General features: G+C 72.3%; 25 protein-coding genes and 1 tRNA gene. 22 read left to right on the plus strand and 4 right to left on the minus strand.

All coding sequences use genetic code 11. The features are described from left to right. Nucleotides 1–412: 412 nt before the first annotated feature. From BM142_RS11085 to BM142_RS11155, 15 genes are all read left to right on the plus strand, one after another. Nucleotides 413–1,135 carry a hypothetical protein gene (locus tag BM142_RS11085; protein ID WP_175527230.1) on the plus strand — a complete coding sequence of 241 codons (723 nt, stop codon included), beginning with the start codon at nucleotides 413–415 and terminating at the stop codon, nucleotides 1,133–1,135. Nucleotides 1,136–1,155: 20 nt separating this feature from the next. Beyond that, nucleotides 1,156–1,524, plus strand: a complete 369-nt coding sequence (locus BM142_RS11090; protein WP_254790796.1) for a hypothetical protein — start codon at nucleotides 1,156–1,158, stop codon at nucleotides 1,522–1,524. A gap of 251 nt (nucleotides 1,525–1,775) precedes the next feature. Continuing rightward, entirely contained in the window at nucleotides 1,776–2,354 is a 579-nt protein-coding gene (locus BM142_RS11095; RefSeq protein ID WP_254790798.1) for a hypothetical protein, read from the plus strand. Next, nucleotides 2,347–3,912 carry a hypothetical protein gene (locus BM142_RS11100; protein ID WP_254790800.1) on the plus strand — a complete coding sequence of 522 codons (1,566 nt, stop codon included), beginning with the start codon at nucleotides 2,347–2,349 and terminating at the stop codon, nucleotides 3,910–3,912. Before BM142_RS11095 ends, BM142_RS11100 begins: the two co-directional genes overlap by 8 nt. Beyond that, nucleotides 3,909–5,423, plus strand: coding sequence for an SCO6880 family protein (locus BM142_RS11105; protein ID WP_217640680.1), 1,515 nt, complete (start codon nucleotides 3,909–3,911; stop codon nucleotides 5,421–5,423). Before BM142_RS11100 ends, BM142_RS11105 begins: the two co-directional genes overlap by 4 nt. Next, nucleotides 5,420–6,919 (plus strand): ATP-binding protein, encoded by a 1,500-nt coding sequence (locus BM142_RS11110; RefSeq protein WP_092198118.1) that lies wholly within the window; start codon nucleotides 5,420–5,422, stop codon nucleotides 6,917–6,919. Before BM142_RS11105 ends, BM142_RS11110 begins: the two co-directional genes overlap by 4 nt. 79 nt (nucleotides 6,920–6,998) lie before the next feature. Next, nucleotides 6,999–8,111: a M23 family metallopeptidase gene (locus tag BM142_RS11115; protein WP_254790802.1), complete on the plus strand. Its 1,113-nt coding sequence runs from the start codon at nucleotides 6,999–7,001 to the stop codon at nucleotides 8,109–8,111. Further along, nucleotides 8,108–10,048, plus strand: a complete 1,941-nt coding sequence (locus BM142_RS11120) for a type IV secretory system conjugative DNA transfer family protein (protein ID WP_254790804.1) — start codon at nucleotides 8,108–8,110, stop codon at nucleotides 10,046–10,048. The genes BM142_RS11115 and BM142_RS11120 overlap by 4 nt, the downstream gene beginning before the upstream one ends. Then, a complete protein-coding gene (locus BM142_RS11125) occupies nucleotides 10,038–10,661 on the plus strand; it encodes a hypothetical protein (RefSeq protein WP_175527231.1) in 624 nt (207 codons plus the stop codon). The genes BM142_RS11120 and BM142_RS11125 overlap by 11 nt, the downstream gene beginning before the upstream one ends. Then, nucleotides 10,661–11,215: a hypothetical protein gene (locus BM142_RS11130; RefSeq protein ID WP_175527232.1), complete on the plus strand. Its 555-nt coding sequence runs from the start codon at nucleotides 10,661–10,663 to the stop codon at nucleotides 11,213–11,215. Before BM142_RS11125 ends, BM142_RS11130 begins: the two co-directional genes overlap by 1 nt. Nucleotides 11,216–11,274: 59 nt before the next feature. Beyond that, nucleotides 11,275–11,673: a single-stranded DNA-binding protein gene (gene ssb / locus BM142_RS11135; RefSeq protein WP_092198125.1), complete on the plus strand. Its 399-nt coding sequence runs from the start codon at nucleotides 11,275–11,277 to the stop codon at nucleotides 11,671–11,673. Nucleotides 11,674–11,873: 200 nt separating this feature from the next. Further along, the gene (locus BM142_RS11140; protein ID WP_092198129.1) at nucleotides 11,874–12,182 is read left to right on the plus strand and encodes a hypothetical protein; all 309 of its coding nucleotides are present in this window, start codon (nucleotides 11,874–11,876) and stop codon (nucleotides 12,180–12,182) included. Between the two features lie 2 nt (nucleotides 12,183–12,184). Beyond that, a complete protein-coding gene (locus BM142_RS11145; RefSeq protein WP_092198132.1) occupies nucleotides 12,185–13,531 on the plus strand; it encodes a hypothetical protein in 1,347 nt (448 codons plus the stop codon). Between the two features lie 590 nt (nucleotides 13,532–14,121). Next, nucleotides 14,122–14,310, plus strand: coding sequence for a hypothetical protein (locus BM142_RS11150; RefSeq protein ID WP_139228858.1), 189 nt, complete (start codon nucleotides 14,122–14,124; stop codon nucleotides 14,308–14,310). Between the two features lie 171 nt (nucleotides 14,311–14,481). Continuing rightward, entirely contained in the window at nucleotides 14,482–14,808 is a 327-nt protein-coding gene (locus BM142_RS11155) for a hypothetical protein (protein WP_092198138.1), read from the plus strand. Between the two features lie 681 nt (nucleotides 14,809–15,489). Here BM142_RS11155 and BM142_RS25395 read toward each other — a convergent pair. Together BM142_RS25395 and BM142_RS11165 are read right to left on the minus strand one after the other, a co-directional pair. Beyond that, nucleotides 15,490–16,008 (minus strand): GNAT family N-acetyltransferase, encoded by a 519-nt coding sequence (locus BM142_RS25395; RefSeq protein ID WP_092198141.1) that lies wholly within the window; start codon nucleotides 16,006–16,008, stop codon nucleotides 15,490–15,492. Nucleotides 16,009–16,077: 69 nt separating this feature from the next. Continuing rightward, nucleotides 16,078–16,323 carry a hypothetical protein gene (locus BM142_RS11165; RefSeq protein ID WP_139228859.1) on the minus strand — a complete coding sequence of 82 codons (246 nt, stop codon included), beginning with the start codon at nucleotides 16,321–16,323 and terminating at the stop codon, nucleotides 16,078–16,080. Between the two features lie 479 nt (nucleotides 16,324–16,802). Here BM142_RS11165 and BM142_RS11175 point away from each other — a divergent pair, with 479 nt between their 5' ends. The 3 genes from BM142_RS11175 to BM142_RS11185 all read left to right on the plus strand — a co-directional run bounded on the left by BM142_RS11175 (nucleotide 16,803) and on the right by BM142_RS11185 (nucleotide 21,431). Further along, on the plus strand, nucleotides 16,803–16,997 hold the full coding sequence (locus tag BM142_RS11175; RefSeq protein WP_139228860.1) for a hypothetical protein: 195 nt from the start codon (nucleotides 16,803–16,805) through the stop codon (nucleotides 16,995–16,997). Then, on the plus strand, nucleotides 16,994–19,588 hold the full coding sequence (locus BM142_RS11180; RefSeq protein WP_092198153.1) for an AAA family ATPase: 2,595 nt from the start codon (nucleotides 16,994–16,996) through the stop codon (nucleotides 19,586–19,588). The genes BM142_RS11175 and BM142_RS11180 overlap by 4 nt, the downstream gene beginning before the upstream one ends. Before the next feature lie 505 nt (nucleotides 19,589–20,093). Next, complete coding sequence (locus tag BM142_RS11185) at nucleotides 20,094–21,431, plus strand: peroxidase family protein (protein ID WP_175527235.1); 1,338 nt, start codon at nucleotides 20,094–20,096, stop codon at nucleotides 21,429–21,431. A gap of 550 nt (nucleotides 21,432–21,981) precedes the next feature. Here BM142_RS11185 and BM142_RS11190 read toward each other — a convergent pair. Next, nucleotides 21,982–22,057 (minus strand) — tRNA-Lys (locus BM142_RS11190). 181 nt (nucleotides 22,058–22,238) lie between these two features. Between BM142_RS11190 and BM142_RS11195 the strand changes: the two genes are divergently transcribed. The 4 genes from BM142_RS11195 (at nucleotide 22,239) to BM142_RS11210 (ending at nucleotide 25,559) form a co-directional block, all read left to right on the plus strand. Further along, nucleotides 22,239–23,417, plus strand: a complete 1,179-nt coding sequence (locus BM142_RS11195) for a L,D-transpeptidase (RefSeq protein ID WP_254790806.1) — start codon at nucleotides 22,239–22,241, stop codon at nucleotides 23,415–23,417. 74 nt (nucleotides 23,418–23,491) lie between these two features. Continuing rightward, the gene (locus tag BM142_RS11200; protein ID WP_175527236.1) at nucleotides 23,492–24,016 is read left to right on the plus strand and encodes a hypothetical protein; all 525 of its coding nucleotides are present in this window, start codon (nucleotides 23,492–23,494) and stop codon (nucleotides 24,014–24,016) included. A gap of 182 nt (nucleotides 24,017–24,198) precedes the next feature. After that, nucleotides 24,199–25,281 (plus strand): sialidase family protein, encoded by a 1,083-nt coding sequence (locus tag BM142_RS11205; RefSeq protein WP_092198162.1) that lies wholly within the window; start codon nucleotides 24,199–24,201, stop codon nucleotides 25,279–25,281. Beyond that, nucleotides 25,278–25,559 (plus strand): ubiquitin-like small modifier protein 1, encoded by a 282-nt coding sequence (locus BM142_RS11210; RefSeq protein ID WP_092198165.1) that lies wholly within the window; start codon nucleotides 25,278–25,280, stop codon nucleotides 25,557–25,559. Before BM142_RS11205 ends, BM142_RS11210 begins: the two co-directional genes overlap by 4 nt. Before the next feature lie 88 nt (nucleotides 25,560–25,647). Here the strand turns inward: BM142_RS11210 and BM142_RS11215 are convergent, their stop codons facing one another. Continuing rightward, a complete protein-coding gene (locus tag BM142_RS11215; RefSeq protein WP_092198168.1) occupies nucleotides 25,648–25,890 on the minus strand; it encodes a hypothetical protein in 243 nt (80 codons plus the stop codon). Nucleotides 25,891–26,034: the final 144 nt, after the last annotated feature.

Genomic DNA, 26,034 nt, shown 5'->3' on the forward strand with positions numbered 1-26,034 from the left:
GACTCCGCGCCTCGCCATTCTCCGGTACTCGTGACCTGCGCGTTGTCGCCTCCGGTGCGGTTCTGCAGCCGCCGGGACGCGCCCGCGACTGAGGGAACTGAAGAAGATCTGGAGGTCGCGGTCGCATCGTCGGCGGCATGGAATTTCCAGGGGAGGACCTCCTCCGCGCTGACCGGCGAGGCGGCGTGCGATGAGCGGTGGATCGACGCCGTGCACGCCGTTGCCGTCGGGCGGGGTTCTGTCGCGTGGGCCGGTGCGGCCGATGTCGGTGGAGGCGATGCGGTCCGCGGTGATCGCGGTCCGCGCCGGTGCATTCGACGGCGCTCCGGCAGCGACGGACGTCGTGGCTCAGGTCGCGGCGACCCGCCCCACGGTTGCCCCGCCTTCGATCGGCGACCTTGGCAGAGCCGCGGTGGTGGTGCTGCCCGCCCACGCCGGCGCCGGCGCCTCGGCCGTGGCGCTGTCGGTGGCCGAGGCGCTGTCCGCGTATCGAGCGGTGCAGCTGGTGGAGTTCGCCGACCCCCACCGATCGGGCCTCGCTGCCGCGAGCAGCAGCGAGCTGGGCGTCGACGAGTCCGGGTGGCACCGAGGCCGCCGCAACCGCATCGACCTCGCTCGGCGGGTCACGGATCGCCGGTCGGTCGACGACCTTCCGGCTCCGCCATCGACCGGCACGGACCCATCCGAAGGTGACGGGTTGCTGGTGATCGACGTCGGGTGGCCGACCATGGCGATGCTGTCCGGGTCGGGGTGGACCAGGGCGCTGCAGGGCCGCGCCCGGCTTGTCGTGGTCAGCCGGGTGACCGTCCCCGCCGTCCGCCAGACCGAGCACCTCCTGGGCGTGCTCGAGGTTCCGGCGGTGGTCGCCTGCGTCGGATCGGGTCGCTGGCCGCGGATGGTGACCGCCAGCTGTGGGCCGGCACTGCGGGCGGCCCGGGCGGCCGGCCGAGTGGTGCCGGTGCCCGTCGACCGCCGGTTGGCGATCGCCGGCCTCACTCCCGACCCGTTGCCCAGGCCCGTGGCCGCGGCCGGCAGGGCGCTCGCGAGCCTGCTCGCCCTGGATCCGTCAACGGTGCCCGACCCGCCCCGCATGCCGCTCCGGGAATTCGATGATGTCCCGGGGGTGGCGCGTTGAGCGAGGACCGGCGAGGACCGGTGCCTCGCCGCCGCTGCGAGATCGTGACCGTCGTCCTGGCGGTCGTGGCGATGTTCGTGGTCCGGGTCGTGCTGGCCGGTCCGGTGTCCGCGGCGCGGGAGCTGGACGCCGCGGTGTGCCCCGAGGCGCCGCCCGGCACGCAGGCCTTCGCCGACGACGTGACCGCGTGGGCGAAGTGGGGCGTGCTGGTGCTCCTCGTGCTCGGCGCGGTGGTGTCGCTGGGCTCGATTCTGGTCGGCCGGATCTTCTCCCACCCGCACGCCTCCCGGTACGGGGCGATGGGCGTCGCCGTGGTGATCATGGTGGCGATCACCTACACGGTGATCCTGGTGATCCTGGACTCGATCACCGGCAGTGGGTGTACCTGATGGCTACCCGACGCCCGACCGTGCCAGCGCCGGTACCGCCGCCGGTGTGGGGGCGGGGCAAGTTGCTGGCGGTGCTTGCCGCGGCGGTGGTGGCCGCCCTCGGTTTGGTGACCGGGCTGGCCCTGGCCGTGGCGTATGCGCTGACTTCTCCGGATCCGTCACCTGCTGGCAGCGGACCGGTCGGACAGCCGACAGCCGACCGAGGGCCGTCGAACCGGGACACCCAGCGGGACGCGCTGGCCGATGAGCCGATGCCCAGCGCCGGTGCGGAGGCCGCACTGCCCGGCCCCGTATCGACCCGCAACCCGGGGGTGATCGAGCTGCCGCGGGCCACCGGAGCCGGCCCGGCCGGCGTCCCCACCGGGTTTCCACGGACACCGGAGGGGGCGCTCGCGCAGCTGGCGTCGATCGACGTGACCGCGATGCAGACCGGCTCCCTGGACGGCGTTCGCCGGGTCATCGAGGCCTGGGCTGCCCCGGGCGGGCCCACCGGTGAGACGTGGAGCGGGGTGCACGGCATGGCCGGCCTGCTGTCGGCGGCCGACCTGTCCGGCGCCGGCTCGCCGCAGCTGGCCATCGTGGTGCGCCCGGCCATGGGGCTGATCAAGGGCACCGTCGGCCCGGACTTTGCGGTGGTGTGCGTGGACTTCGAGTTCACCGTCACCGTGGAGGCGACGTCCCGGATCGCGATCGCCGACTGCCAGCGGATGACGTGGGCCGACGACCGGTGGCTGATCGGCCCCGGCCCGGAGCCGGCACCGGCGCCGTCGGTGTGGCCGGGCACCGACCTGGCGATCGAGGTCGGCTACCAGGACCTGCGCTATGGATGAGACCACCAGCGGCCGGCCGACCCGGGCGGGAAGCGCGACCCTCGTCCTGGGCGGCGGACTGGCGCTCTTCCTGCTGGCGGGGGTGCTGTCGGCGGGGCCGGCGTCGGCGGAGCCGGCGGTGTTGGCGTTCCCAGCGACCGGCACCCCGGCAGCCGGGGACGAACTGCCGTGTCTGCCGACCAACCCTTTCTGTGCCATCGGGGAACTGGCCGGCGCGGTCGTCACCGACGTGTGGATCAGCGCGATGACCTCGCTGTGGGAGGCGGGGTTGTGGGTCCTCGGGCTGGCGTTCTCGGTGATCGACGCCCTCACCACCCCGGACCTGTCCGCGGACGGCCCGCTGGGGGAGGTGTATCCGGTGACCTTCGGGATCGGTGCCGCCGTGGCTGCGCTGATGGCCATGGTCCAGCTCGGGTCCGCCGCGGTCCGCCGCGACGGACAGACCCTCGGGCGGGTACTGATCGGGCTGGCCCAGTTCGGGCTGGTGTGGGCCGGCTACGTCGGCGTCGCCGCACTGCTGGTCACCGGCGTCGGCGGTCTGACCACCGGTCTGCTGCGGGGCTTGCTGGAGATCGACAGCTTGGCCGCCTTCGACTCCTCGCTGAGTGTGGAGCGCGACCTCGTCAACGGCACCGTGGCCACCGTCCTCGGGATGTCATCGGTCTTCCTGCTGTTCCCCGCCGCTGCCGGCTACCTGCTGCTGATGCTGATCCGCGAAGCGGCGCTGATGCTGCTCGCGGCCACCTCGGCCATCTCCGCGGGCGGGCTACTGGCCGAGACCTCCAGCGCCTGGTTCTGGAAGAGCCTGCGCTGGTTCATCGCCGCGCTGCTGATCTCTCCGCTGGCGGTGCTCATCCTGGGCGTCGGTGTTGCCATCACCGAGGGTGTCGTCTCGGGGAACGGGAGCACCAGCTCCGAGGCCGCGATCGGAATGGCAGTGATCGGCTGCCTGCTCATCCTCATCGGCGCCGTCTGCCCGTTGATCCTGTTCCGGTTGCTGGCCTTCGTCGACCCCGGCACCTCCAGCGGGACGGCGATGCGGCAGTCGCTGGCTGCCTCCGGTGGCGTTCTGGGCGTGCTGCAGGGAGGGCGGGCACGAACCGATGCCGTGTCCGGTGGCGTCGCCGGGTCCGGAGCGGCGGCGCGAGTGACCGGTGGACGGGCGCAGGGGGAGTCGACGGCAGAGGGGGTGACCGGCGGTCGCTTCGCCGGTGCCGTGCGTGCGCTGGCTACCGGCTCGGCCCAGGTCGGTCAGCTCGCCGCCGGTGCCGCGTCGGCGGGCTCGGACCTGCTGTCCGGTGCCGGGGTCGGGCACCAGGCCCCCTACTACGGGCAGCCCGCCCCCAGCCGGGGAGCGGTCCCCGGAGGCCGCGAGCGCTCGGGAGCGCCGGTGCCGCTGACCGGAGAGGAGAGCCGACCAGCCCCTCCGCCAGCCCCGCCGCAGCCGCCGCCGCCGCCGCCTCCGCCGCCACCGCCGCGTCCGAGCGGACCGCCGCCGGACCGTGCGTCGTCCACCCAGCGGCCGGCCGACCCGCCCGCGTCGGGTGGTGCGCGTTGAGCGGGGTCCGCTACGGCGACTACTCCCGTGACGCCGCGGGCTGGTTTCTGGGGATGTCCGGCGCCCAGCTGGCGCTGGTCACCGCTGCTGGGCTGCCCGCGCTGGTGGCGTTCAACGCCCAGGCGTGGTGGTTGCTGCTCGGGTGGCTGCCGGTATGGGCGCTGGTCGCGGCGCTGCTCCTGGTGCCGGTCGGCGGCCGTCCCGCTGCCCGATGGCTCACCGACCTGTGCCTGCACGCGATCGGAGCACTGATGGGCTGGACCACGTTCCGCTCGGCCGCCGCGTCAGGGGTGGCCGAGGACCTGTCCCGGGCAGACCTGCCCGGGGTGCTGGCCGGAATCCGCAGCCACGACGGGCCGCCCTACGGGCAGCTGCTGGTCCGGCCGGTGATCGTGCAGGACCAGGCCGCCCGCACCTGGGCTGCGGTGGCCAGCATCCAGCATCCGGGGATCGGGCTGGCCGAGGCGCACGAGCGGGACCGGATGGGCGCTGGGCTTGCCGAGTTGTGCGAGATCGCCGCCCGCACCGAGCTGGTCGACGTCCTCGCGCTGCAGGTCCGCACCGTGCCCGACGACGGCGCCGAGCGCACCGCCTGGGAGCGCGCACATGTCCGGGCCGACGCCCCGGCGCTGCCGGGACAGGTCAATGCCCTGCTGGGACACGTCCTCACGCCGGCCGCGGTCCGCACCGAGGCCTTCCTCACCGTGGTGGTCGGCGAGACCAGGATCGCGCGGGCGGCGAAGGAGTGCGGCGGGGGCGTGGACGGCCGCGCCCTCGTCCTGCACGGGGTGATGGCAGAGGTGGAAGGCGCGCTGCGCGGTCCGGTCGGTTGCACGCGCGTCGCCTGGCTGGACTCAGCCGGTTTGGCCGTCGCGGTGCGCACCGGATTCGCCCCCGGGGACCGCGGGCAGCTCAGCGCCGCCGACCTGGCCGCCGCCGATGATGAACGCATCGCCACCGGGGTGCCGATGGCTGCCGCCGGGCCCACGCAGGCCCGGGCGGAGGTGCGGCACTACGTCCACGACGCGTGGACGTCGGTCACCGACACGATCCTGCTGCCCGACCAGGGCGCCGTGCTCGGGGCTCTGGCGCCGGTGCTGGTGCCGACCACGGCGGGGGAGCGGCGCAGCGTCACCGTCTTCATGTGCCCGCTGCCGCTGGCGAAGGCCACCCGGCTGGTCGGCCGCGAGGAGATGAGTGCCACCACCGGCAACGAGCTGAAGGCCCGGATGGGTTTCCGGCAGCGTGCCCGGGCCCGGCGGGACACCGCCCGCATCGGCGCCGCGGACGAGAAGCTGGCGGCCGGGCGGGCGCTGGTCCGCCCGGCAGTCGCGGCCTGCGTCACCGTCCCGTCCAGCTGGCCGGTGGCCGAGCACGGCCGCCGGCTCGCGGCCTCCATTCGGGCCGCCGGTTATGTGCCGCTGCGCCTGGACCTGGCCCAGGATTCGGGGTTCGCCGCCGCCGCCATTCCGCTCGGGATCGGCCTGCCACCCCGGCGGGGACGACGATGACCGGGTTCGGGCGCCGTCCGGTGCGCCGCGGCCGTGACATCCCGGTGTTGCTCGGCGATTTCGGCCACGACCTTCCGATCCGTGCCGCTGCACCGGCCGCACGGCCGGAACCGGATCCGTTCAGCCGGCTGGTGTCCCGCCGCGGCCCGGCCGCCCCTGGCCGCGCGGCGGCGCTGGCCCCGCTGTCGGTGTGGCGGATGACGTCGGAGCAGACGCCGGTGGTGTGGCCGCTGATCGCCGCCAGCGGGCTGCCGCCCACCGGCGCCCAGATCGGCATCGACCTGCTCTCGGGCGGGGCGTTCTACTGCGACCCGATCGGCTGGGTCACCGACGACGACATCCCCGTGACCAACCCCAACGTCGTCGTCTTCGGCAAACCGGGGCGCGGCAAGTCGGCGACGGTCAAGGCCTTCGCGCTGCGGATGCTGGCCTACGGCTACCGCGCCCTGATCCTGGGCGATACCAAGGACGAGTACGAGCCGCTGTGTCGGGCGCTCGGCGTGGAGCCGTTCGTCGTCGGGCACGGCCTGCCCGCTCGGGTCAATCCGCTGGCGTTCGGCCCGCTCGGGCACAACTGGGCGAGCCTGGCCGCCGCCGAGGCCCGGCGTCGTGAGGCGATCATGTTCGCGCGCTGGATCGTGCTGATCCGCGGGTTGGTCGGCTCTCAGCACGTGCCTTTCGGCCCGGTGGAGGAGACCGCGGTGGGGGAGGCGTTGCGGATCCTCACCGGCTACCGGAGCGGCGCCACCCGGCTGACCGAGGTGACCATCCCGCAACTGTGGGCCGCACTGGACGAGCCGACCGGCCAACTGGTCGCGATCTGCCGCTACGCCGATCGTCGGCACTTCCTGGACGCGACCCGCACGCTGCGTGACGCGCTCGGTTCCCTGGTCAAGGGCTCCCTGGCTGGGCTGTTCGACGACCACACCACCATCGACGTCGATTGGCGGGCACCGATCCAGTCGCTGTCGCTGTCCCGCCTCGAGCCGCTCGGCGACCAGGCTGTCGGTATCGCGCTGACCTGCCTGAACTCCTGGGGGCAGGCCATGCGGGAGATCGCCGATCCCGGCGACCTCCGGATCGTGATCCGCGACGAGACCTGGCGGCAGATGCGGCTGGGCGCCGAGGCGATGAAGAGCCTGGATGCGAACCTGCGGCTGTCGCGCCGCGACGCCGACGTGCAGATCCTGCTCGCCCACAAGCCCTCGGACATGCTCACCGCCGGTGACGCCACCTCCCAGGCGGTGGCCATCGCCCGTGACCTGCTGCACCTGTGCGACTGCAAGGTCCTGCACGGGCAGGACCAGGCCGTCGCTGACGAGCTCGGCACCCTGCTGGGTCTGGCTCCTCTTGCGCAGCAGGTGGTCACCGGTTGGGCGAATGCCGGCAAGGGCCGGGCGCTGTGGCTGGTCGGCGACCGGGCGTTCCAGGTGCAGACGGTGCTCACCGAACCGGAACTGCGGTTGACCTACACCAACGACGCCCTCAAAGGGTGACGGCATGGCGGGTGGAGGTGTTGCTGAGCGGTGGGTGCGACGGCGGACCCGGTTGTGGCTGTGGAAAGTCGCCGCCCCGGTGGCCATTCCGGTGATGGCCGCGGTGACGCTGCTGATTGTCCCGTTGGCCGTCATCGCCGGCGCGGAGGCCGACACCGCGGCCGGCCCAGGGCTCCGTTGCTCGGCCGGTGGCACCGGCGCCACCGTCGCCGGCATCGACCTGGACGCGGTCCAGATGGGGCAGGCGCAGACCATCGCCGACGTCGCCGCCACCCTCGGATTGGGCCCGTACGCGGCCACCGTGGCCCTGGCCACCGCCTACCAGGAGTCGCGGATCCGGATGCTGGCCAACGACGGCAGCAGCCCGGAACTGACCCGCGAGCAGGCGGCGGTCACCGCGACCAGCCTTCAGTATCCGCACGACGGGCTGGGTTCGGACCACGACAGCGTCAACGCCTTCCAGCAGCGCTGGATCGCCGGGTGGGGCACCGTCGCGCAACTGATGGACCCGGTGTACGCCGCCGAGGCCTTTTACGCCCGACTCATCGCCGTGCCGAACTGGCAGACCATTCCCCTCACTCAGGCCGCCCAGGCCGTGCAGGTATCGGCCTACGGCGACGCCTACGCCCGCTGGGCGCCCTTCGCCACCGAACTGACCGCCATGCTGTGGCCGGCCGCCGAGGCCACCGCGGCAGACCTCGGGGGACCCTCCGGCGGGGTCTGCCCCGGACTCGTGGTGCCGGCCGGGAGCTGGACCCGGCCGACCGGCGGGCTCCTCACCTCCGGCTTTGGACCCCGCTGGGGCGCGCTGCACGCCGGGGTGGACATCGCCGGGCCCCGCGACGCACCCGTCTACGCCGCCGCCGAGGGCACCGTGACCACGGCCGCGTGCACCAGCGCCTTCTGCGACCGGGACGGCGGGCTGGACGTGTCCGGCTACGGCAACCTCGTCGAGATCGACCACGGCGCCGGCGTGGCCACCCGCTACGGGCACCTGTCCCGCTACACCGTCACCGCCGGCCAGCCGGTCGCAGCCGGGGCGTTGATCGGGTATCAGGGCTCGACCGGCAACAGCACCGGCGTGCACCTGCACTACGAGACCCGCCTCGACGGCGTCCCGGTCGATCCGGTGCCGTTCATGGCCGACCGCGGCGTCGACCTGGCCGCCGATCCCGGCGGGCGGCGACGGTGACCGCCGGGGCGCGGCCGCGGGCCGATGTCGGCCCCTGGAGCTGGGAGATCCCGGCTGCCGTCGCGATGGTCTGGCTGATGGGGGCTGCGCTGCTGCTGCCCGCCGCCCGCGGTACCGCGGCGGCTGTGTTCGGCGGTGGCTGGGTGTGGCCGGCCGGGTCGGGGGCGCTGCTGGCCTCGATCGGCGGACTGCTGTCCGGGGACACCGCCGCCGGCCTGGACGCCGTCCAGGTCCTGCTGCTGCCCGGGGCGGCTGTCGTGTACGGCGTGATCGGTGCCGTGCTGATGATCTTCATCGCGGCCACTGGCGGAGCCTGGCTGGTGTGCAAGCGTCTGGGTGTCGGGGCGGGGACGGGGATGGCCACTCGATCCGAGGCCCAGACGGTTCTCGGACTTTCCCGGCTGCGCGGGGTGGCCGCGCTCATCCGGCCCGACCTGCACACCGACCCCGTCAGGTGGCGCAGCCGTCGGCGGGGTGCGGGTTTCGCTCCGGCGGCGGTCGGCTGGCGCCTGGGCCGCTCGGCCACCCCCCAGGGGGTGGAGTTGTGGGTGCCCTACGACCGGACCACCGGCGTGTATGGGCCGCAGGGTTCCGGCAAGACGCTGGACCTGCTGGTCCCGGCCCTGCTGGGCGCCCCGGGCGCGGCGCTGGTGACCTTGACCAAGGCCGAGGACCTGTTGCTCACCCTCGACGCCCGTGCCGAAGGTGGTCGCCCGGTTGCGGTGCTGGACCCGTTCGGGACCGTTCCCGGGGTGCGGGAGCTGGTGTGGGATCCGGTCGCCGGCTGCGTCGATTCTATGGTCGCCGAGCGCCGGGCCAAGGCCTTCGCCGCCGGTACCGTCGCCGGCGCGGTCAGCGGGGGTAGCGGAGACTCCGCGGCCCGGTTCTACGCCTTCGAGGCGGCCAAGGTGCTGCAGGCCTATCTTCACGCCGCGGCGCTCACCGGCCGGACGGTCGAGCACGTGCTCGAGTGGGCGGCGCATCCGCAGGCGGCCACCGAACCTGAAGACATCCTGCGCGGTCATCCGCACGCCGCACCGTTCTGGGACGGTCTGCTGCACGGTGCGCTGCACGGCGATCACCGCACCGCCGGGAACACGATCACCACCGTCCAGCAGGCGCTGAGCCTGTTCTTCCAGGCCGACATCCGCCGCCGCTGCGTGCCCGGACCGGGTCGGCCGGCCACCGACATCGCCGCGGTGATCGCCGCCGGTGGCACCCTGTACCTGCTCGGCCGCGACGACCCGTATGCCTCGGCCTCGCCGCTGATGACCGCCCTGGCCGAGCACGTCCTGGACACCGCCCTGGCGCTGGCCGGCGCCAGGGCGCATGGCCGGTTGTGCCCGTCGCTGCTGGCCTGCCTCGACGAGCTGCCCTCCACCGCGCCGCTGCCCACGTTGCGCACCCGGATGGCCAACGACCGGGCGCTGGGGATCAGCTTCGTCTACGCGGCCCAGACCTGGCGGCAGCTGGTGATCATCTACGGCGAGGACGAGGCGCGCGCCCTCTTCGGCCTGACCAACAGCATCGTCGTGTTCGGCGGCGGCAAGGACGGCGACTTCCACCGCGAGCTCTCCGACCTGCTCGGCGTCACCCGGGTGCGGCGCACCTCCTACACCTATGGCCGCGGCGGTTGGGGCCGCTCCACCCACGGCGAGGACGTCCCGGTGCTGCGCCCCGAGGAGATCCGCGGGCTCCCGCCCGGCCGGGCACTTGTCGTCGCCGAGAACGCCCCGCCGCTGATCGCGGCGTTGTCCCGCGCCATCACCGGCGAGAACGGCCGCGCGCTGCTGGCCGCCCAGGCCGCCGCCCGGGACCGGGCCGCCGCCGCCCGCAGCACCGCCCCGAGCCTGGCCGACCGGACCAGCCACGCACACGATGCCGCCGCCCGTGTCGGACTCGGCCCGACCTTCCCGGAGACTCGCGATGACTGCTGACCTGGTGCGGGTGTTTCCGCCCCCGCCGCGGTGGGTCCGCCACGCCCTCGAGCAGTCGGCCACCCCGGGTTGGGCCGAACGCGCCCGGGACACCGTGCGCATACCGGGCCGGCCGTGGGATCCCGCCGGCTGCTCGGCCCAGCTGCGCGGGCAGCTCTGGCCGTGGCTGGACGACGTCGCTGCCTGGATCAACCACGAGTACGGCTGGCAGACCGCCCATGTCGTCCCGTCCTGCTGGCCCCGGCACCCCCACCTGGTCCACGAGCTGGCGGTGCTGGCCTGTCTGCGCGCCGCGGCCGCCGAGGCGCCCGGTCCGCAGCCGCTGGAGGACTGGCACCGCTACGCCCTGCCGGGCTTCCTGGCGCGGATGACCGACCGGCTCGGGATCGGCTGCCCACCGGGCCGGCACACCGACTGGCCGGCCCGCTCCAGACACACCGAATACGCCAGTCCGGATGCCGCGGACGCCCGCAGCCAGCTGTTCGAGGCCGACGCCGGCGCATCCGGCTCGACGCCGACGCCGCGGCCGGCCCACCCGGACGCCGTCGCCCACGGCGGGCACCGCCGGGACCGGCCGGCGTTCTCCGATCCCGACGAGGAAGGAGCCTCCTGATGAGCAGCGCCCACCGAGAGCCTGCCGGTGACGGCGAGTGGGTCACCCTGATCGACGGTATCCAGTGCCCGCACCGCTGGCTGATCGAGCACACCCCACAGCTGTACGCCGCATGGCGGGACGCCGACACCCCGGAGTACCGGCGCACCGTCGCCGCCCGGATTCTGCGACTGGCGGCCTACGCCGAGAGCGAGCCACCACCGGAAGTCGAGCTGCCGGACGCGCGGGCGTGGCAGGCCGCCGCCGAGCGGATTGACCGGCGGCTGACCGAGGGCCCGGACTGGCCGCCGCTGGCTTCCGCGCTCGCCCGAGCCGCCGCCACCGGCTACGACGTCGCGGCCCGCCTCCCCGTGCTGGCCGCGATTTCCCCCCTGCCCGAGCGGCATCCGGCCCGCGAGCTGCACTGGCGGCTGCTCGATAACTGCCCGGCCGCCGCCGGACCACTGCCTCCGACCGAGCCGAGCACCGGCGGGCCGGCACCGGTCGGCCCTCCGCTCGTCCTGCCGCCCGCCACCGGACCCGGCGGCGATCGCGCCGCTGGCCCAGACCGCTGAGGACTCACCGAACAACCCGAGCCGATCCCGGCCGGGTCCACCCGAAGAAGGAGCGCCCCATGTCCGGCGAAACCACCACCACCGTCGTCGGCAACCTCACCGACGACCCCGAGCTCCACCACACCCCCGTCGGGCCCGTCGTCAGCTTCACCGTGGCCACCGCCGCCCGCGTTCTGGACCGGGCCTCGGGGGAGTGGAAGGACGGCGACCCGTTGTTCCTGCGCTGCTCGCTGTGGCACACCCCGGCCGAACACGCCGCCGCCTCGCTGCATCGGGGGGCCCGGGTGATCGTCACCGGCCGGCTCCGCCAACGCTCCTTCGAGACTCCAGGAGGGGAGAAGCGGACCGTCATCGAGCTGGCCGCCGACGAGGTCGGCGCCTCTCTGCGTTTCGCACCGACGAGAGTCCGACTTCCGCTGCGGGATGCCTCGGACGGCGTTACTCCGGCGTCGGCATGACCACGCTCCGCGGCGGCGCCATCCTCGGTTCCCACTGGTGGCCGGAGCGCAACCTGCCGCCTCCCAGGGGATCGCGGCCGCTGCCGCGTGTCCACAGCACAGCGGCTGTCCACTGATCCGTTCCGAGCCACGGGATCTCCGGCTCACGACGGCAGAGTCGAGAGTGCACCCGGCCGCGCAATCCGAAGGGATGTCTCCACATGACGGAGGTTGCACCGACCGCCCCGGCAATCGCGATCCTCAGCCGGGCCGCGTCGCTCCTCGACTCGGTTGGCGCCGACCGGACCCAGGTCGACGCCGAGGTCGCCCTGAAGTGTCTGCTCGCTGCCGCCCTGCTGGAATCCGCCGGCGGGCGGGCGGCCCGCGTCCCGCTCCTGCACGGCGACCCGCGAACCACGATCCGGGCCGCCATGACCGCCCTGTCGGAGCTGGACGAAGCGGTGTTCAGCAGGGAACCGGTGCTCGGCGCGGCCCGCGCCGCTCGCCGGGCACTGAGATTGCTCGACTGACGATGGCCACCTCACTGCAGCGGCTGCTGGACGACGTCACAGCCCGCGCAGCCGACGGCTCGGGGACGCCGACTTTCACGATCGAGGACACCGTCGGAGCGCTCGGTCATGCCGGCCGGGCGCTCCGGCGACTGGCCGGGGACGGTCTGGATGCGCGGGCCGTCTCGCGTCGGGGACGGATGGTCGCGCAATTGGGCGCGTCCTGCCAGGTCGCAGGCAGTCTGTGGCCGGCAACCGGCGGGCCGCTCACCGACCTGATGGGTGCCGCAGCCGACCTGGCCGGCCGCGAACGGCCCCCGGTGGGTCGCGCCGAGCGGCGCGCGGTCTGCGCGGAGTTCGCCGCCGCAGCCGACCAGTGCGCCCAACTGGCTCAGCGCCTGGTACCGCAGGCGACGGTCCACGAATTCGGCGAGGTTCGTCGACTGGCCGCAGCGGTCGAGCGGGATGCCCAGGCCAATCCTCCCGGGCCTGCTGCCGGCGCAGTGCTGGATCGGCTCATTCCGGTAACCAGAGTTCCGGTGGGCTTGACCGGTGCGCAGGTCGCCGCCGAAGCAGCCGCGACCCTTGTCGCCGCCATCGACCGGGCGGATCGCCAGGGCGGTCTCGCACTTCGAGAGTTCCGGGCCGTGGCCGCGGCCGCCGAACTCAGCACCCGCAACATCGCCGCCGTAGCCGCGGCGCTCCCGGGTGGCGACAATGGTCAGCCCTGGCGGTCCGCGGCCATCGCGTGGCAGGTAGCCGGCCGTGCGACCTACCTGTTCGAGGACGGTCATCGAGCGCCCCGGACCGAGGTGACCGACTGGGCGAACCTCATCCCGGACGCACTCCACCGCGACCTGGGCACAGCGGCCGGCATCGACGCGGCGAGCCTCCGCGCGCACGGCGATCTGCGGGAGCTGATCCCCGCCGTGCAGCAGGTCGCCAACCAGATCCCCGTCGTAGCCGACCAGCTGGCAGCAACCACCCTGCGCTGGGCGAAGGAGGGACGGCTCAGTGCCTCAGCCAGAGACCTGCCCCAGATGGAGGACATGCCTGAGCAGCGAATCCGTGATGTCATCGCCGGGCATCGCGTCATCGCCTCCGGCGAGGACTTCGATCCGCTGACCAGGTCCGTCACTCGCGCCGGCTCGCTGTCGACCGCACTTGCGGATGCGCTCAATCACGCTGAGCCAGCAGGTTCGCCGATGCAGCCGAACCTGGCCGCTGCCTACGCCGCTCGCACCCGCGCCCCGGGAGGGACAGAAGGTCTCGTTAGCCAGGCACGCGACGTCGAGCAAGCCATGGCCGCGAACCGGACGCCCTTCCAGTCGGTGCCACGACACCAAGAGGGCACTGCCCCCGGTGTCTGACCCATTCCCGTAGTCGGGGGGGCGGTGGCCAAGTCTGGTTCCCGACCGTGGTAGGGGAGAACGGGTGAGGAGTGTGTAAAGGCAGCGGTGAAAACCTGCTCCCGGTTGACGGGCCTTAACGAGAACCTTTACCGGGCGGGGGCTTCTGGGACAGCACGTCATGCCAGAGGATCCGGCGCCATGGCGCCGCCATGGGCCCGCCCGCTGGGTTCGCTTACCGGTGGCCTACAGGGCGCTGTGCCGGTCGTCGTTCGCTCAGCGGAACACCTCGGCGGCTTTGAGCGGGCGGCCGACGGCGAACACCCGCACCAGCCATCCGGCCGATACCGGACCGTATCCGGGGGGTGTGAAGTAGGCCATACCAGCAGGGCCGTGCCTTGGCCCATCCTCTCGATCTGTGGAGACTCAGGCCCCTTTGAACAGGGCCGAGATGGAACGGGACAAGGTCGGCTGGTGCAGCTGCGGTCGCAGCGGCCGTCAGCACCACACCCGGATCAGTTCCCTCGGTGAAGAGCCCGAGCGGTACGTCCGCAGCCGCTTCGTGTGCTTCGCGGCCGCGCCCCTCAGGCACGAGCGGGTGGAGTATGCCCGTGGATGAGACGCAGCAGATCGACAACCGCGTGTATACCGCCTGGCAGAGGACGACCTACGTGCCGCCGCTCTGTCCCGCCTGCGGCACGGCATTGATTCCGCAGTGGCTCGACGTCGAGGCCGCCGGCCCCAATCGCATGTTTCGTCTCACCTACGCCTTTTGCTGTAACAGCTGCGAGGACCGGTGAGAGAGCGTGATTCCGAGTTGCTATCCGACGGCAGCGTACCTACCGCGTCCCGGCGCAACTTTCCAGGCGCCGCGGCTTCCCCCGGGCACCGACCGAGGGGAAGGAGAGCCCGTTTCCGCCCAGAACCGCCTCACCACCGAGCAGCTGGCCGCCCTCACCCCGGGCGACTCCGTGACGATCGAGTCGGGTCTGGAGTACAACCGTCGCCGCTACGTCACCGGCACTGTCGCTCGGATCACCGAACGGCACGTCGTCGTCCGCATCGGTACCTACGTCGAGTGCTACCGGCTCCGCGACGGCATCCGGCACGGTGGCGCTGGCCGCGCCGAACTCGTCCCCCTTGGCCAGCGCCTGGACAACGACGACGAGCGCTGGGCGCGCAGGATTGACCATGCGTACCGCGAGCGGTCCCGGCACTGCGGCGACATGCACCGCCTGCAGGCGCTGCACGCGGCGATCGGCGAGGTCCTCGAGGAGTCCACCGCCGGCGTCCGCTGAGCCCTGGATTATGCCGACACGGGCACCGGTGCGGCCCAAGAGGTCATCGTCCGGAGCTGCCGCATCAACCCGCAGGGAATCCCCTGCGGGACGCCGGCGCGACAGTCGCGGCGCAGGCGGACCTCGCCGCAGCGGGTCAGATATCAGCGGCACGGCCAGGTGAATTTCCTGGTAGCCCGCATGTGGACCAGCGTGGACCCAGCGAGTACCTACCGCAGGGCGTAAGCGCCGCCTGGGACGACCCGCTCATCCCTCCGAGATGGTCGCAGCCAAGATCCAAGTTCGGACCGTTGGTCGGCCAGATTAATCGCTCGGCCGATCAACAGGGCGACGACGAACGATAACGGAAGCCATGCGGCGAACAGGAGCATCGGGACGGGCATGTCGGTACTCCTTTCAGAGAGCCGATCACCGGTGACTACCCTGGCCAAGGATCTTGAAACCGCGGATCTTGGTGCCGGTGCCTGGTCCCGTGAACGCGGCTTCGCGGGACATGAAAGTCGACCGTGGCCCTGCGGCCGGTCTACCACCGCATCGAGCCCCGGATCAGCGCCCACGTGCTGCTCTCCTGGCTGGCACTGCTGCTCATCCGGATCCCCTGCGAGACATCGTCGGATGCGTCCTTCGGGCCGCGCCAATCGCCGTAGCGGGTTCGCCGATCGAGACGTCGGAGAAGGCCACCTACGCGTCCTCGGCATCGGGACTGACGTAGACCCAGAGGAGCAGCGACTTGTCGTCGAAGTGGAGCACCAAGGACTCAACCTTGGACCAACCCTCGGACTCGTAGAGGGACATCGGTGACACCGCGTCCTGGGTGACGTCAAGAACAGCCCGCTGACCAGCAGACCGGGCGTGAGCCGTTGCATGTCGCAGGAGTCTTGCGCCAAGCCCCCGCCGCCGCGCAGACGGTGACACGAGGAGCCGCGCCAAGACAGCAAGTCGTTCTGCTGGAAGACCTGTCGCTCGCTGGGCGGCTTTGAGGGTCGGGTCCACGGCTGCGTCATGGAGGGCGACGTGACCGACCACCGCGCCATGCTCCTCTGCGACCCATGCTTCGGCTTCGTACGGTGGCGTGAGAAAGCCGCGCAGGTCGTCGGGGAGGTAGCGGGGGTACCCGTCCGTACGGTGAACATCTAGGAGCAGCGCGAGGCACTCTTCCTGGTCCGCCTTCCGCTTCTGCCTCACCCGCACGGGGCGCACGCTAGTGGCAGGGCTTCACACCGAGGCGGTCCGGTAGGCGTTCCTCTAGCGGTCGCGCCGGAGTTCGGCTTATGAACGCCTGCGGACGATGAGCACTTCGCTGCCGATGGGCCGGAATCCGGCGGCGATGAACACGCGAAATGAGCGGGCATAGCCGGGTGACACGGCAGCGAAGACCGGCTCGCCCACAGGTACCGGCCGGAACGCTGCTTGAACCAGGGCGTGGCCGTAGCCGGCGGCGAGGTGGAACGCCTCCACCGAAAGCTCGGGCCGTCCTGCCCAGCCCTTTTGCGAGCGTGACCAGCCCGTGCTCATCGCCGTGGACTCGCACGTGCTGGCGCCAGCTCGCTGCGTGCAGCACCCGTGGGTGGTCCTCCAGGTCCGCGCGCATGGGCAGCTGACCCCCGCCATTTCCGTGGCAACGAGCGTGGCGTCGACACCTTCGATAGTGCCGTGGGCGTCGGTCAGTTGCCGTAGAACCGCGGGGTTGCAGCGCGGCACCGACGCCGTCGAGAGCAAGGCCCGCGAGATCGCCTGGCAGAAGGCGATGTCGCCAGGACGGCGTGCCCGGTGAAGCGTCGGGCAACCGCGCCTGGCCGTCGTCGCCCTCGCCGCCGTCGCCCTCGCCGCCGTCGCCCTCGCCGCCGGGATGCCGATCGCGGCCCGTTTACGAGATTTTCGTCGCCTGTACGTGGGATGCGAGACACTTCCCTCGTGAAACCGCTGCTGCTCATCGCCCTGAGCGTCGATCGCATGTCGCCACCCGTGTCGGGCAGCGCCCGCGGGCGCCGCGGGTGAGCGCGCTCGTGCCGAACCTCGAGGAGTTGACCGCCGCACTCGACGACGGCTCCGACGGCGCGCGCCTCGCTGCCGCCTTCGACGTCGCCGATCTGGCGGCGGCCAGATCGGCGCTGCGCGCAGCCGTCGCCGGCTGGCAGCAGCCCGACGCCGCCAACGCAACGAGCTCCAGCGGCCCGACTGCGCGGTGAAGGCTACCTACCTGGAGATCCGCGGTTTCCGCTCCTACGGGACGGCAGCTCAGCGGCTGGATTTGAGCGCCCCCTTGGCCGTCGTTCACGCTGACAACAGCCAAGGCAAGACGAGTCTGGCTGAGGCCGTGGAGTTCCTGTTCACCGGTGCGACGACGCGTCGGCTGCTCCTCGGCGGCAGCCCCAGCGAGTTTCAAGACGCCCTGCGGAACGCCCACCTGGCAGCGACGAGTCCCGTGTACGTCGAACTCGGTCTCGATGACGGGACAGGACCGGTGCGGGTGCTCCGGCGCGAGCTCACGTGCGACTACCGGGGCGCCACCGACTGCACCAGCACGCTGACCGTCGACGGCACCCACATCCGCAGCGTGACCGAGGCCGGTCTGCCCTTGTCCGATCCACCACTGGCCGCGCCTGTTCTGCTTGAGCACACGTTGCGCTATGCGGTGTCAGCCAAGCCCGGCGATCGCAGCGATTACTTCAAGGCAGTCCTCGAGGTCGCTGACCTCGACGTCGTCCGCTCGGAGATCAATGGGCTGATTAGCGAACGCGAGGCGATGCCACGCGACCGACTGCTCCTGCTCCTCAGAGACGCCGCAGCAGTGACGACCTTCGCTACCGCCGTGGACCCGTTGCGCCGAAGCAGCGACCCGACGGTCGTCGACGCCGCTCTCCGCAGGGCTTGCCACGCCGCCGCCCCGCCGCCCATTCCGGCCGATGCCGACGAGCCCCTGCCCGAGGCGGCTACCAGACTGCGCCAGGCATTGCACAGGCGCCAAGAGCTGATGCTGCCCATCCAGGACATCGCAAGCCCGGCACCGCCCGACCCTGTCGGTGTCGGTGCCGGTGCCGGTGCCGGTGCCGGAGGCGTTGACGACGACGGCGCTCGCAACGAGCCCGCCGACCAGCTGCTGGCAGCCGTTCGCCAGTACGAAGACCGACTGCTGGCTGTCGACACCGCCGTTGCCCAGGTGCTCCCGCTGCTGCAGGCGGCGCTGCAGATCCAACGGGTGATCGGCATCGACGAGCAGCACCCGGCCGAGTGCCCGCTGTGCCTGACCCCCGACGCGCTGACCGCCGCCCGCGTCGCGTCTATCCGGGCGCAGGTCGCCGACCAGCAGCAGCTGTCCGCCGCCGGCGCACGCATGCAGGAACAGCTGCGCGGCCTGGTCGCCCAGGCGCAGGCCGTTGCAGGCAGCGTCGCCCGAGCCGTCCCGGCGGCGGCCCGCTGGCCAGCAGAGGCACGCACGGCTCGCGCCGCCGCCTCCGTCCGGCTCGGCGCCGTCGACGGTCAGCTCCAGTCGGTGCTGGTCGGCGTCGACGAACTCGCCGAACTCGCCGGCAAGGCGCGTCACGCCGAGCATCGCGGCCAACAGGCCTTGTCAGCGCTGGTGTCTGAGGCTGGGCGTCTGCACGCGCTACCAGCCGAGCACCTCGACGTCGCCGCCACCGAGCTGCGAGAGCTCACCACTGTCAGCGCGTCGGCGCGGCTGCTGCACACCGAGAACGCGTCGCGTGCCGAGACCCTCGTGGCCGTCGTCCGTCCGCAGCTCGAAGCCGGCAGCGACACCGCCGCATGGGCCTCCGTCGCCGAGCTCGCCGACCACCCCGCCGAGGTCGCAGCGGCGCTCCGGGAGCACACTCAGCGAACAGCGGCGACCGCCCGGTTGAAGCAGGCGGCCAAGCAGATCGACGCTGCCGTCCAAGCTGTCCTGGATCAGCGCCTGATGCGGATGGGTGACGAAGTGAGTCGATGGTGGGCACTGCTGCGCCCCGATGAGCTCACCGCCTTCGAGGCCATCGTTCGGCGCGGCACCGGACGCAAGTACCTCGACGTCACCGCCGCCCTGGCGCCACAGGCCGCCGTCGCCGGCGTGGTCCGGAACGCGCTCGCTGTCCTGAGCAACAGCCAGCTCAACGCGCTGGGGCTGTCCGCCTTCCTTGCCCGCTGCCAACTGCTCTCAACGCCGCTGATCGTCCTGGACGACCCGGTGCCGGGCAGCGACCGAGAGCACCGCAGCACCTTCGCCAGCGACGTCGTGGAGGCACTGCTCGACGGCGGGCAGCAGGTCCTCGTCGCCACACACGACAGTGAACTCGCTCGACACCTGCACACCAGCCACCAGCACCTCGGCGTAGACGAGTTCAAGGCGTCGCTGGTCGACCCCCGCATCGGCACACAGGTGCTGCGCACCGGCGACGACTTCGAGCGTCTGATGCTCGACGCCAAGAGCCAGATGTACTCCCCACTGGAGGCGAACCGCCGGGCCGCGGGCAATAGCCTGCGGATCGCGGCTGAGCGCTTGGCCAAGCACGTCACGGTCGCTGGTCGCCGCCGCGACGGCGACGGCACTGCTGCCGTCGCCGACTACGACAACAAGAACCTCAAGGACCTACGGACCCTGGCGAGCCAGTACGCCGTCAGGCCCAATGAACCCGGGCAGTGGCAGATGCTTGCCCGCACGCTCAACGACGCCGACCACGACACCCTTGACCCGCCCCTGCCTGCGGAGCTCAAGCAGTGCCATGCGGCACTGGCCGACCTGAAGCGCAAGCACCTGCAGAACGACGCTCTGCTTATGCGACCCTGACGGCCGCCACTGCTGCAACGTCAGGGCGACCACGACTTTGCACTGATCGCTCACCAGCCGGCTTTGGACTTCCCGGCCGAGGTCGAGCGGTCCCGTCTCGAAGGCGTGCGCCCGGTGCGCCCGGGCAGGAGCCGCCCCGCCCGCCGCCGTAGCCTTCGGCTCTCATAGCCGCGTTCGACGACGGCGCATGGCGGCGGCACCGAACAGCGCAGCCACTCCCAGCGCGGGTAACCCGATGAGGGTTCCCACGTGGCGACGGAATGTCGTACCCGATGGCTACCGTCCGCGCCGCAGCACTTTCCTGCTGTGATCGCGTCATCCCCGCGCGGTCAACCGTCACCTCGGAGGACCGATGACAGAGAGCCCGACCGTTCAGCGCCCGCTCGATCACCACGGTGGGCCTCGTCTTCGTGGCCTCGGAGCACCTCCGGAGCCGCGGGCGGACAAGGGTCGCTTCCGCTGGCTGATCGACGGACTGAAGCCGCTGGAGCTCCCCGACGCCACCTTGACTGCTCTCGCCGCGACCATGGTGGACGAAAGTGGAGGGGGAGGCTGGTCGGGCCAGCCGACCGCGGCGGACAACCCGGCCCTGCCGGCCGGCTACACCTATCTCGCCCAGTTCGTTGACCACGACATCACCTTCGATTCGACCAGCCGGCTGGACCGGGTGGATGACGCCGAGGCCGTCAGCAACTTCCGCACCCCGCGGTTCGACCTGGACAGCATCTACGGTGGCGGGCCGAAGGCGAGTCCGTACCTCTACAACAACAACGACCAGGCCCTGCTGCTGATCGACGGAGCGCCGGCAGGCCCGCGCCTGGCCGGGTTGGACCTGCCTCGCAACAGTCAGGAACGGGCGCTCATCGGAGATCCGCGCAACGACGTCCACGTCATCATCAGCCAGCTGCACCTGGCCTTCGTGGCCTTCCACAATGCCGTGGTCAGCCATGTCCGGAGCAACCCGGCACTCCGCTGGGGGGACGAGTCGGAGTTCCAGACCGCCTGTCGGCTGGTCCGCTGGCACTACCAGTGGATCGTCCTGCACGACCTGCTCCCCAGGATCGTCGGGCCAGAGACCGTCGAGGCGGTCCTGACGCGAACCGGCAAGCGCTACAAGGCCGGGCTCAAGCTGTACAACCTGCGCTTCAAGGCCCCCTACATCCCGATCGAATTCTCGGCCGCCGCCTACCGCTTCGGGCACTCCCTGGTGCGGGACTCCTACGTCCTCAACAGCAGCAATCCCAGCCCGCTGCCCCTGTTCTCCGCCGACGCGGGCGGTACCGACCTCCGGGGCTTCCGTCGACTGCCGGAACCACTGCGCATCGAGTGGGAGCGCTTCTTCCCCGGCCTGGACGGAGCGCCTGTCTCGCCCGGGACGCCGGCCTCGGGCACGCTTCAGCCGTCGATGCGACTCGACGGCCGGCTGGCGCCGTCGCTGACCCATCCGCCCGTGGACGTCGACGAGCAGCGGCGATCGATCGCCCTGCTCAATCTGTTCCGCGGCCAGGCGCTCGGACTGCCCGGCGGTCAGGACTTCGCCAACGCCGTAGGCCGCAAGGTCGGCGAGTCGGTGCACGTGCTTACATCAGACGAGCTCGGACAGCCTGGTCCGGTGCCGCTGTGGTTCTACCTCCTGCGGGAAGCCGAGGTCTTGGGCGAAGGAGCGCGGCTGGGACCAGTGGGCGCACGCGTCGTCGCCGAGGTGCTCATCGGGCTGGCGATGGACGATCCATCGAGCCTGCTGCAGGACGACACCGGGTGGACGCCCGTCCTGCCGTCGGCCACGGCGGGCCAGTTCACGATCGCCGACCTCCTGCGCTTCGCCGGAGCCGGCCCCGCCTGACCGGTGCTCGGCCGGGCGGCCCGCCCGGCCGAGCACCCCGGAGACTCAGAGGGCGTCCGACGAGGATGGAGTTGCGGCGCGTCGTCGGGGAGGCCGGCCAGGCATGGCCGCGGTTCGTGTGGCTGCCGTGCTCGGCCCGGAGCATCCTCATCGAACGGTGAGAGGTGGTGATCGGTCTGGGGTCACTGTTCCCCGACCGGGACCCCTGTACCGCGGACATGAGTACGCACGTCACGGTGGTGGAGCTGCCGCAGGGGGTCACGCCGACCAAGCGGCTGGTGGCCCGCTTCGGGAACCACGAGGTGACCATCGTGGCCGTGAGTCGCTGACCCGTCCCGCGGGGAGCCGGTCGCAGGCGCCTCCGCACTGACCGGCGGTCTCACTGGCGGGAGGCAGGGCGGTGAAGCCCGGTAGCGGTAGGTGTGGGTGCTCTCCGTGGGGTCGACTCGATGTCGACCGACGTAAAGTATGGGTTTTCTATGGGCTCGGCGCCCCGGCGTGCCGTGGCGGCGATGCCAATGGGCCTCTGACCAGGGAAGACATAGCCTTATGGTGCGCCATCAGGGACTCGAACCCCGAACCCGCTGATTAAGAGTCAGCTGCTCTGCCAATTGAGCTAATGGCGCGTGTCGCCGGAACCTGCGGGGCGACGAGGGAGAACGATACCAGCGCCGTGGCACACGACGGCCGGGCACCCGGCGTGATGCTCGACTCGGTCGTACCCGTCGTCCGGACGTGGACACTGGGAGCAGGTCCGTGGTCCGGCCATCGCCGGACGTCAGGGTTCCAGAGGAGAGGACGGCGAGGGTGCGCAGGGCAGCAGCCATGATCACCGCGGGGGCGATGATCCTCCTGGCGGGGTGCAGCGGGGACGACGCGGGCGGGCCCGCCGAGGTCTCCGCCGAGCCCGCGCCGGCGGCACAGGTGTCGCTGGCCCCGGCCGACGGCTCCGCCGACGTCCCGCCCGTGGTCCCGCTCGAGATCGCGGTGACCGACGGCGAGCTGGCCGACGTGGCGCTCGTCGACGGCGCCGGCGCGGAGATCCCGGGTGCCGTCGACGAGGGCGACGGCGCGACCCCGCCGGTCTTCACGCCCGAGGCACCGCTGGCCTACGGCACGCAGTACACCCTGACGGCGTCGGCGGTGAACGTCGACGAGGACGAGACGACGGCGTCGTCGACCTTCACCACGGTCACCCCCACGACGCTGTCCACGCCGTCCATCGGCCCGCTGGACGGGCAGACCGTCGGGGTGGGCATGCCGATCCGCGTCTGGTTCGACGACCCGGTGGCCGACAAGGCCGCCGTCGAGAGCCACCTGCAGGTGACCAGCTCGACCCCCACCGACGGGGTCTGGAGCTGGCTGAACGACGCCGAGGTGCACTTCCGGCCCTCCACCTACTGGCCGGCGAACACCGAGGTCACCCTCGACGCGAACCTCTACGGCGTCGACTTCGGCGAGGGCGTGTGGGGCGAGAAGAACCGCAGCATCAGCTTCTCGATCGGCGCCAAGCACGTCTCGGTCGCCGATGCGGCGACGCACACCATGGACGTCTACGACGGCGACCAGCTCGTGCAGAGCTACCCGATGAGCGCCGGTGGCCCGGAGTTCCCCAGCCGCAACGGCCCGCACGTGGTCACCGAGCTCAACCGCGACCGGGTGATGGACTCCAGCACCTACGGCGTGCCCGTCGACAGCCCGAACGGCTACCGGACCCCGGTCGAGTACGCCGTCCGGCTGAACAACAACGGCGAGTTCGTGCACGCCGCCCCGTGGTCGGTGGCCCAGCAGGGCAACAGCAACGTGTCGCACGGCTGCATCAACCTCTCGACCGAGCGGGCCGCCTGGTTCTACTCCTTCTCCCAGCCCGGCGACATCGTGGAGATCAAGAACTCGATCGGCCCGACCCTCTCGGCCGCCGACGGCGACATCTACGACTGGGCGATCCCGTGGGAGCAGTGGCAGGCCGGCAGCGCGCTCAAGTGAGCGGCTGATCCACCGAGGCGTTTCCGTTCCGCAGCGGCCGGGCACAAGATCGGCTCTGTCGAGGAGGCACTGCCGTGGACACCTGGCTCATCATCCTGATCGTCGCCGTCGTCATCGTGCTGCTCGTCGTGCTGGCCCTGGCCCTGTCCAGGCGCGCGCAGGGCTCCCGGGGCCGCAAGCAGGAACAGGCCCGCGAGCAGGCGCGCGAGCGCCTGCAGGAGGCCCACGTCCGCGGTGCCCAGGCGGAGAAGGAGCAGGCGCTCGCCGAGGAGCAGGCCGCCCGCGCCCGCCGGGAGCGCGCGGAGGTGGAGGAGCGCACCGCGCTGGCCGAGCAGGAGGCACGCGAACGTGCCGCGCGTGCCGGCGAGCACCGCTCGGAGGCCGACGCCCTGCGCGCCGAGGCCGAGAAGCTGGCCCCCGACGTGGTGGCCGACGGTCGCGGGCAGCACGGCACCGATCCGGCCGCCCGGCCGGCGCCCGACCGGGCCGGGCACGACGACCAGACCGGGGACGACGACCGTGCCCGGCACCGCGACGTCTCCACCCGGCCGCAGCCGACCGTGGACCCGGACCAGTCCGGCGGTGCCACCCGGGTCTGAGTCCCGCGCGGACCTCTCCCCGCCGCCGGGATCCCGCCGCTGAGTTCCGGCGCCCCGGACGGTCATCCCTCCCGTGAGGGAGCCGTCCGCGGGCACCAGGACCGCGCCGGGAGCCGTCGACCACGGCGCCGCCCGGCCCTACGGTCGCCCTCACGTCGATCCGTCGACATCGGAGGGGCGTCATGACAGACCTGCTGGCCATCGGCACGCGCAAGGGGCTGTGGCTCGCCCGCAGCGACGACGACCGCCGCACCTGGACGCTGGGGGAACCGCACCTGCTCGCCCAGGAGGTCGCCGCCGTCTCGATCGACACCCGGCGCCCGGCGCCCCGGGTGCTGGCCGGCATCCAGTACGGGCACTGGGGCCCGACGGTGATGTGGAGCGACGACCTCGGCGGGACCTGGCAGGAGACCGACCACGGCGCCATCCGGTTCCCCGAGGGGCAGGACGCGGCGCTGGCCCGGGTCTGGCAGCTGCGTCCGGACACCGCCGACCGGCCCGACGTGGTGTGGGCCGGCTGCGAGCCGCACTCGTTGTGGCGCAGCACCGACGGCGGCTGCTCCTTCGCGCTCGTCCGGGGGCTCTGGGACCACCCGCACCGGACGACCTGGGAGCCCGGCGGCGGGGGAGGGGCCGTGCACACCGTGCTGCCCGACCCCGCGACGGACAGGGTGACGGTGGCGATGAGCACCGGGGGCGTCTACGTCAGCGAGGACGGCGGCGGTGAATGGGCACCACGCAACCGGGGCATCACGGCCGGCTTCCTCCCGGACGAGCTGCCCGAGTACGGGCAGTGCGTGCACAAGGTCGCCGTCGACGCGAGCGGCCCCGACCGGCTCTACGCGCAGAACCACGGCGGTGTCTTCCGCAGCGACGACGCCGGCCGCTCCTGGACCTCCATCGCCGAGGGGCTGCCGGCCGACTTCGGCTTCCCGATCGTCTCCTCGCCGCACGCGCCGGGGACGGCCTGGGTGGTCCCGCTGGTCGCCGACATGCAGCGGGTGCCGCCGGAGGGCCGGCTCCGCGTGCACCGCACCCGCGACGCGGGGGAGACCTGGACCGAGCTGGCGGCGGGTCTCCCCGACGGGAACTGGAGCGCCGTCCTGCGGGACGCGTTCTGCGCCGACGAGCACGAGAGCACCGGCCTCTACGTCGGCACCCGGGACGGCTGCGTCTACGCCAGCGCCGACGAGGGGGAGACGTTCACGCTGGTCGCCGACCACCTGCCCGACGTCCTGACCGTCCGCGCGGCCCGGCTCCCGTGACCGTGCAGGTGGTGCTGCCCGGGGCCCTGGCGTCGCTGGCGGGCGGGCAGCGGCACCTGGACCTGGACCCGGCCGGGGGCACGCTGGCCGACGTGCTGGACGCGCTGTGCGCGGCGCACCCGCTGCTCGGCCGGCGGATCAGGGACGAGACCGGCCGCGTCCGGCGCTTCGTCAACGTCTACGTCGACGGGGACGACGTCCGGTACGGGGGTGGGCTCACCGCGCCGGTCCGGGAGGGCGCCGAGGTCCAGGTGCTGCCGTCCGTCGCAGGCGGCTGAGGAGGCAGGCCGCCCGACGGGTGTCGGGTCGCGGTCGTCTCCGACCCGCGACGAGGACATCAGGCCGACACTCGGCGACCCGGAGCGCTCAGAGGGCGGCGAGGGTGGCGCAGTTCTCGCAGAGCTGCTGCTCCTCGTAGCCCTCCGGCGGCCAGGGCTGCTGCTCGTCGACGGAGACGTAGGCACCGCAGAGCGCCTTGCGGCTCTGCCCGCTGACCCGGCCGATGGTGGCGTGCGCCGGGCCGATCTGCCGCGGCTTCAGACCCTCCGCGCCGAAGGAGCCGACCATCACCACCGCGTGGGCCGTTCCGTACGCGTAGACGCTGGTCATGTCCGACAGAGTCCGAGGGTTGCGGCCGTTCCACCAGCACCGCCGGTCACGTGTCGGCCGCATCCGTCACACCGGTCCCACCCGTCGCCGGCACCAGGGGAAACGCGCGAGAGCCCCCGGCCGGCGACGCGGACGGGGGCTCTC

This window comes from Blastococcus tunisiensis, from assembly GCF_900112815.1.
In the GTDB taxonomy this organism is placed as follows: Bacteria; Actinomycetota; Actinomycetes; order Mycobacteriales; family Geodermatophilaceae; genus Blastococcus_B; species Blastococcus_B tunisiensis.

Coding starts and splice junctions, on each gene's coding strand:
- BM142_RS11095 (WP_254790798.1), top strand. CDS start 1,776: ATGCCCAGCGCCGGTGCGGAGGCCGCACTGCCCGGCCCCGTATCGACC.
- BM142_RS11100 (WP_254790800.1), top strand. CDS start 2,347: ATGGATGAGACCACCAGCGGCCGGCCGACCCGGGCGGGAAGCGCGACC.
- BM142_RS11110 (WP_092198118.1), top strand. CDS start 5,420: ATGACCGGGTTCGGGCGCCGTCCGGTGCGCCGCGGCCGTGACATCCCG.
- BM142_RS11125 (WP_175527231.1), top strand. CDS start 10,038: ATGACTGCTGACCTGGTGCGGGTGTTTCCGCCCCCGCCGCGGTGGGTC.
- BM142_RS11130 (WP_175527232.1), top strand. CDS start 10,661: ATGAGCAGCGCCCACCGAGAGCCTGCCGGTGACGGCGAGTGGGTCACC.
- ssb (WP_092198125.1), top strand. CDS start 11,275: ATGTCCGGCGAAACCACCACCACCGTCGTCGGCAACCTCACCGACGAC.
- BM142_RS11140 (WP_092198129.1), top strand. CDS start 11,874: ATGACGGAGGTTGCACCGACCGCCCCGGCAATCGCGATCCTCAGCCGG.
- BM142_RS11145 (WP_092198132.1), top strand. CDS start 12,185: ATGGCCACCTCACTGCAGCGGCTGCTGGACGACGTCACAGCCCGCGCA.
- BM142_RS11165 (WP_139228859.1), bottom strand. CDS start 16,323: ATGAGCACGGGCTGGTCACGCTCGCAAAAGGGCTGGGCAGGACGGCCC.
- BM142_RS11205 (WP_092198162.1), top strand. CDS start 24,199: ATGACAGACCTGCTGGCCATCGGCACGCGCAAGGGGCTGTGGCTCGCC.
- BM142_RS11215 (WP_092198168.1), bottom strand. CDS start 25,890: ATGACCAGCGTCTACGCGTACGGAACGGCCCACGCGGTGGTGATGGTC.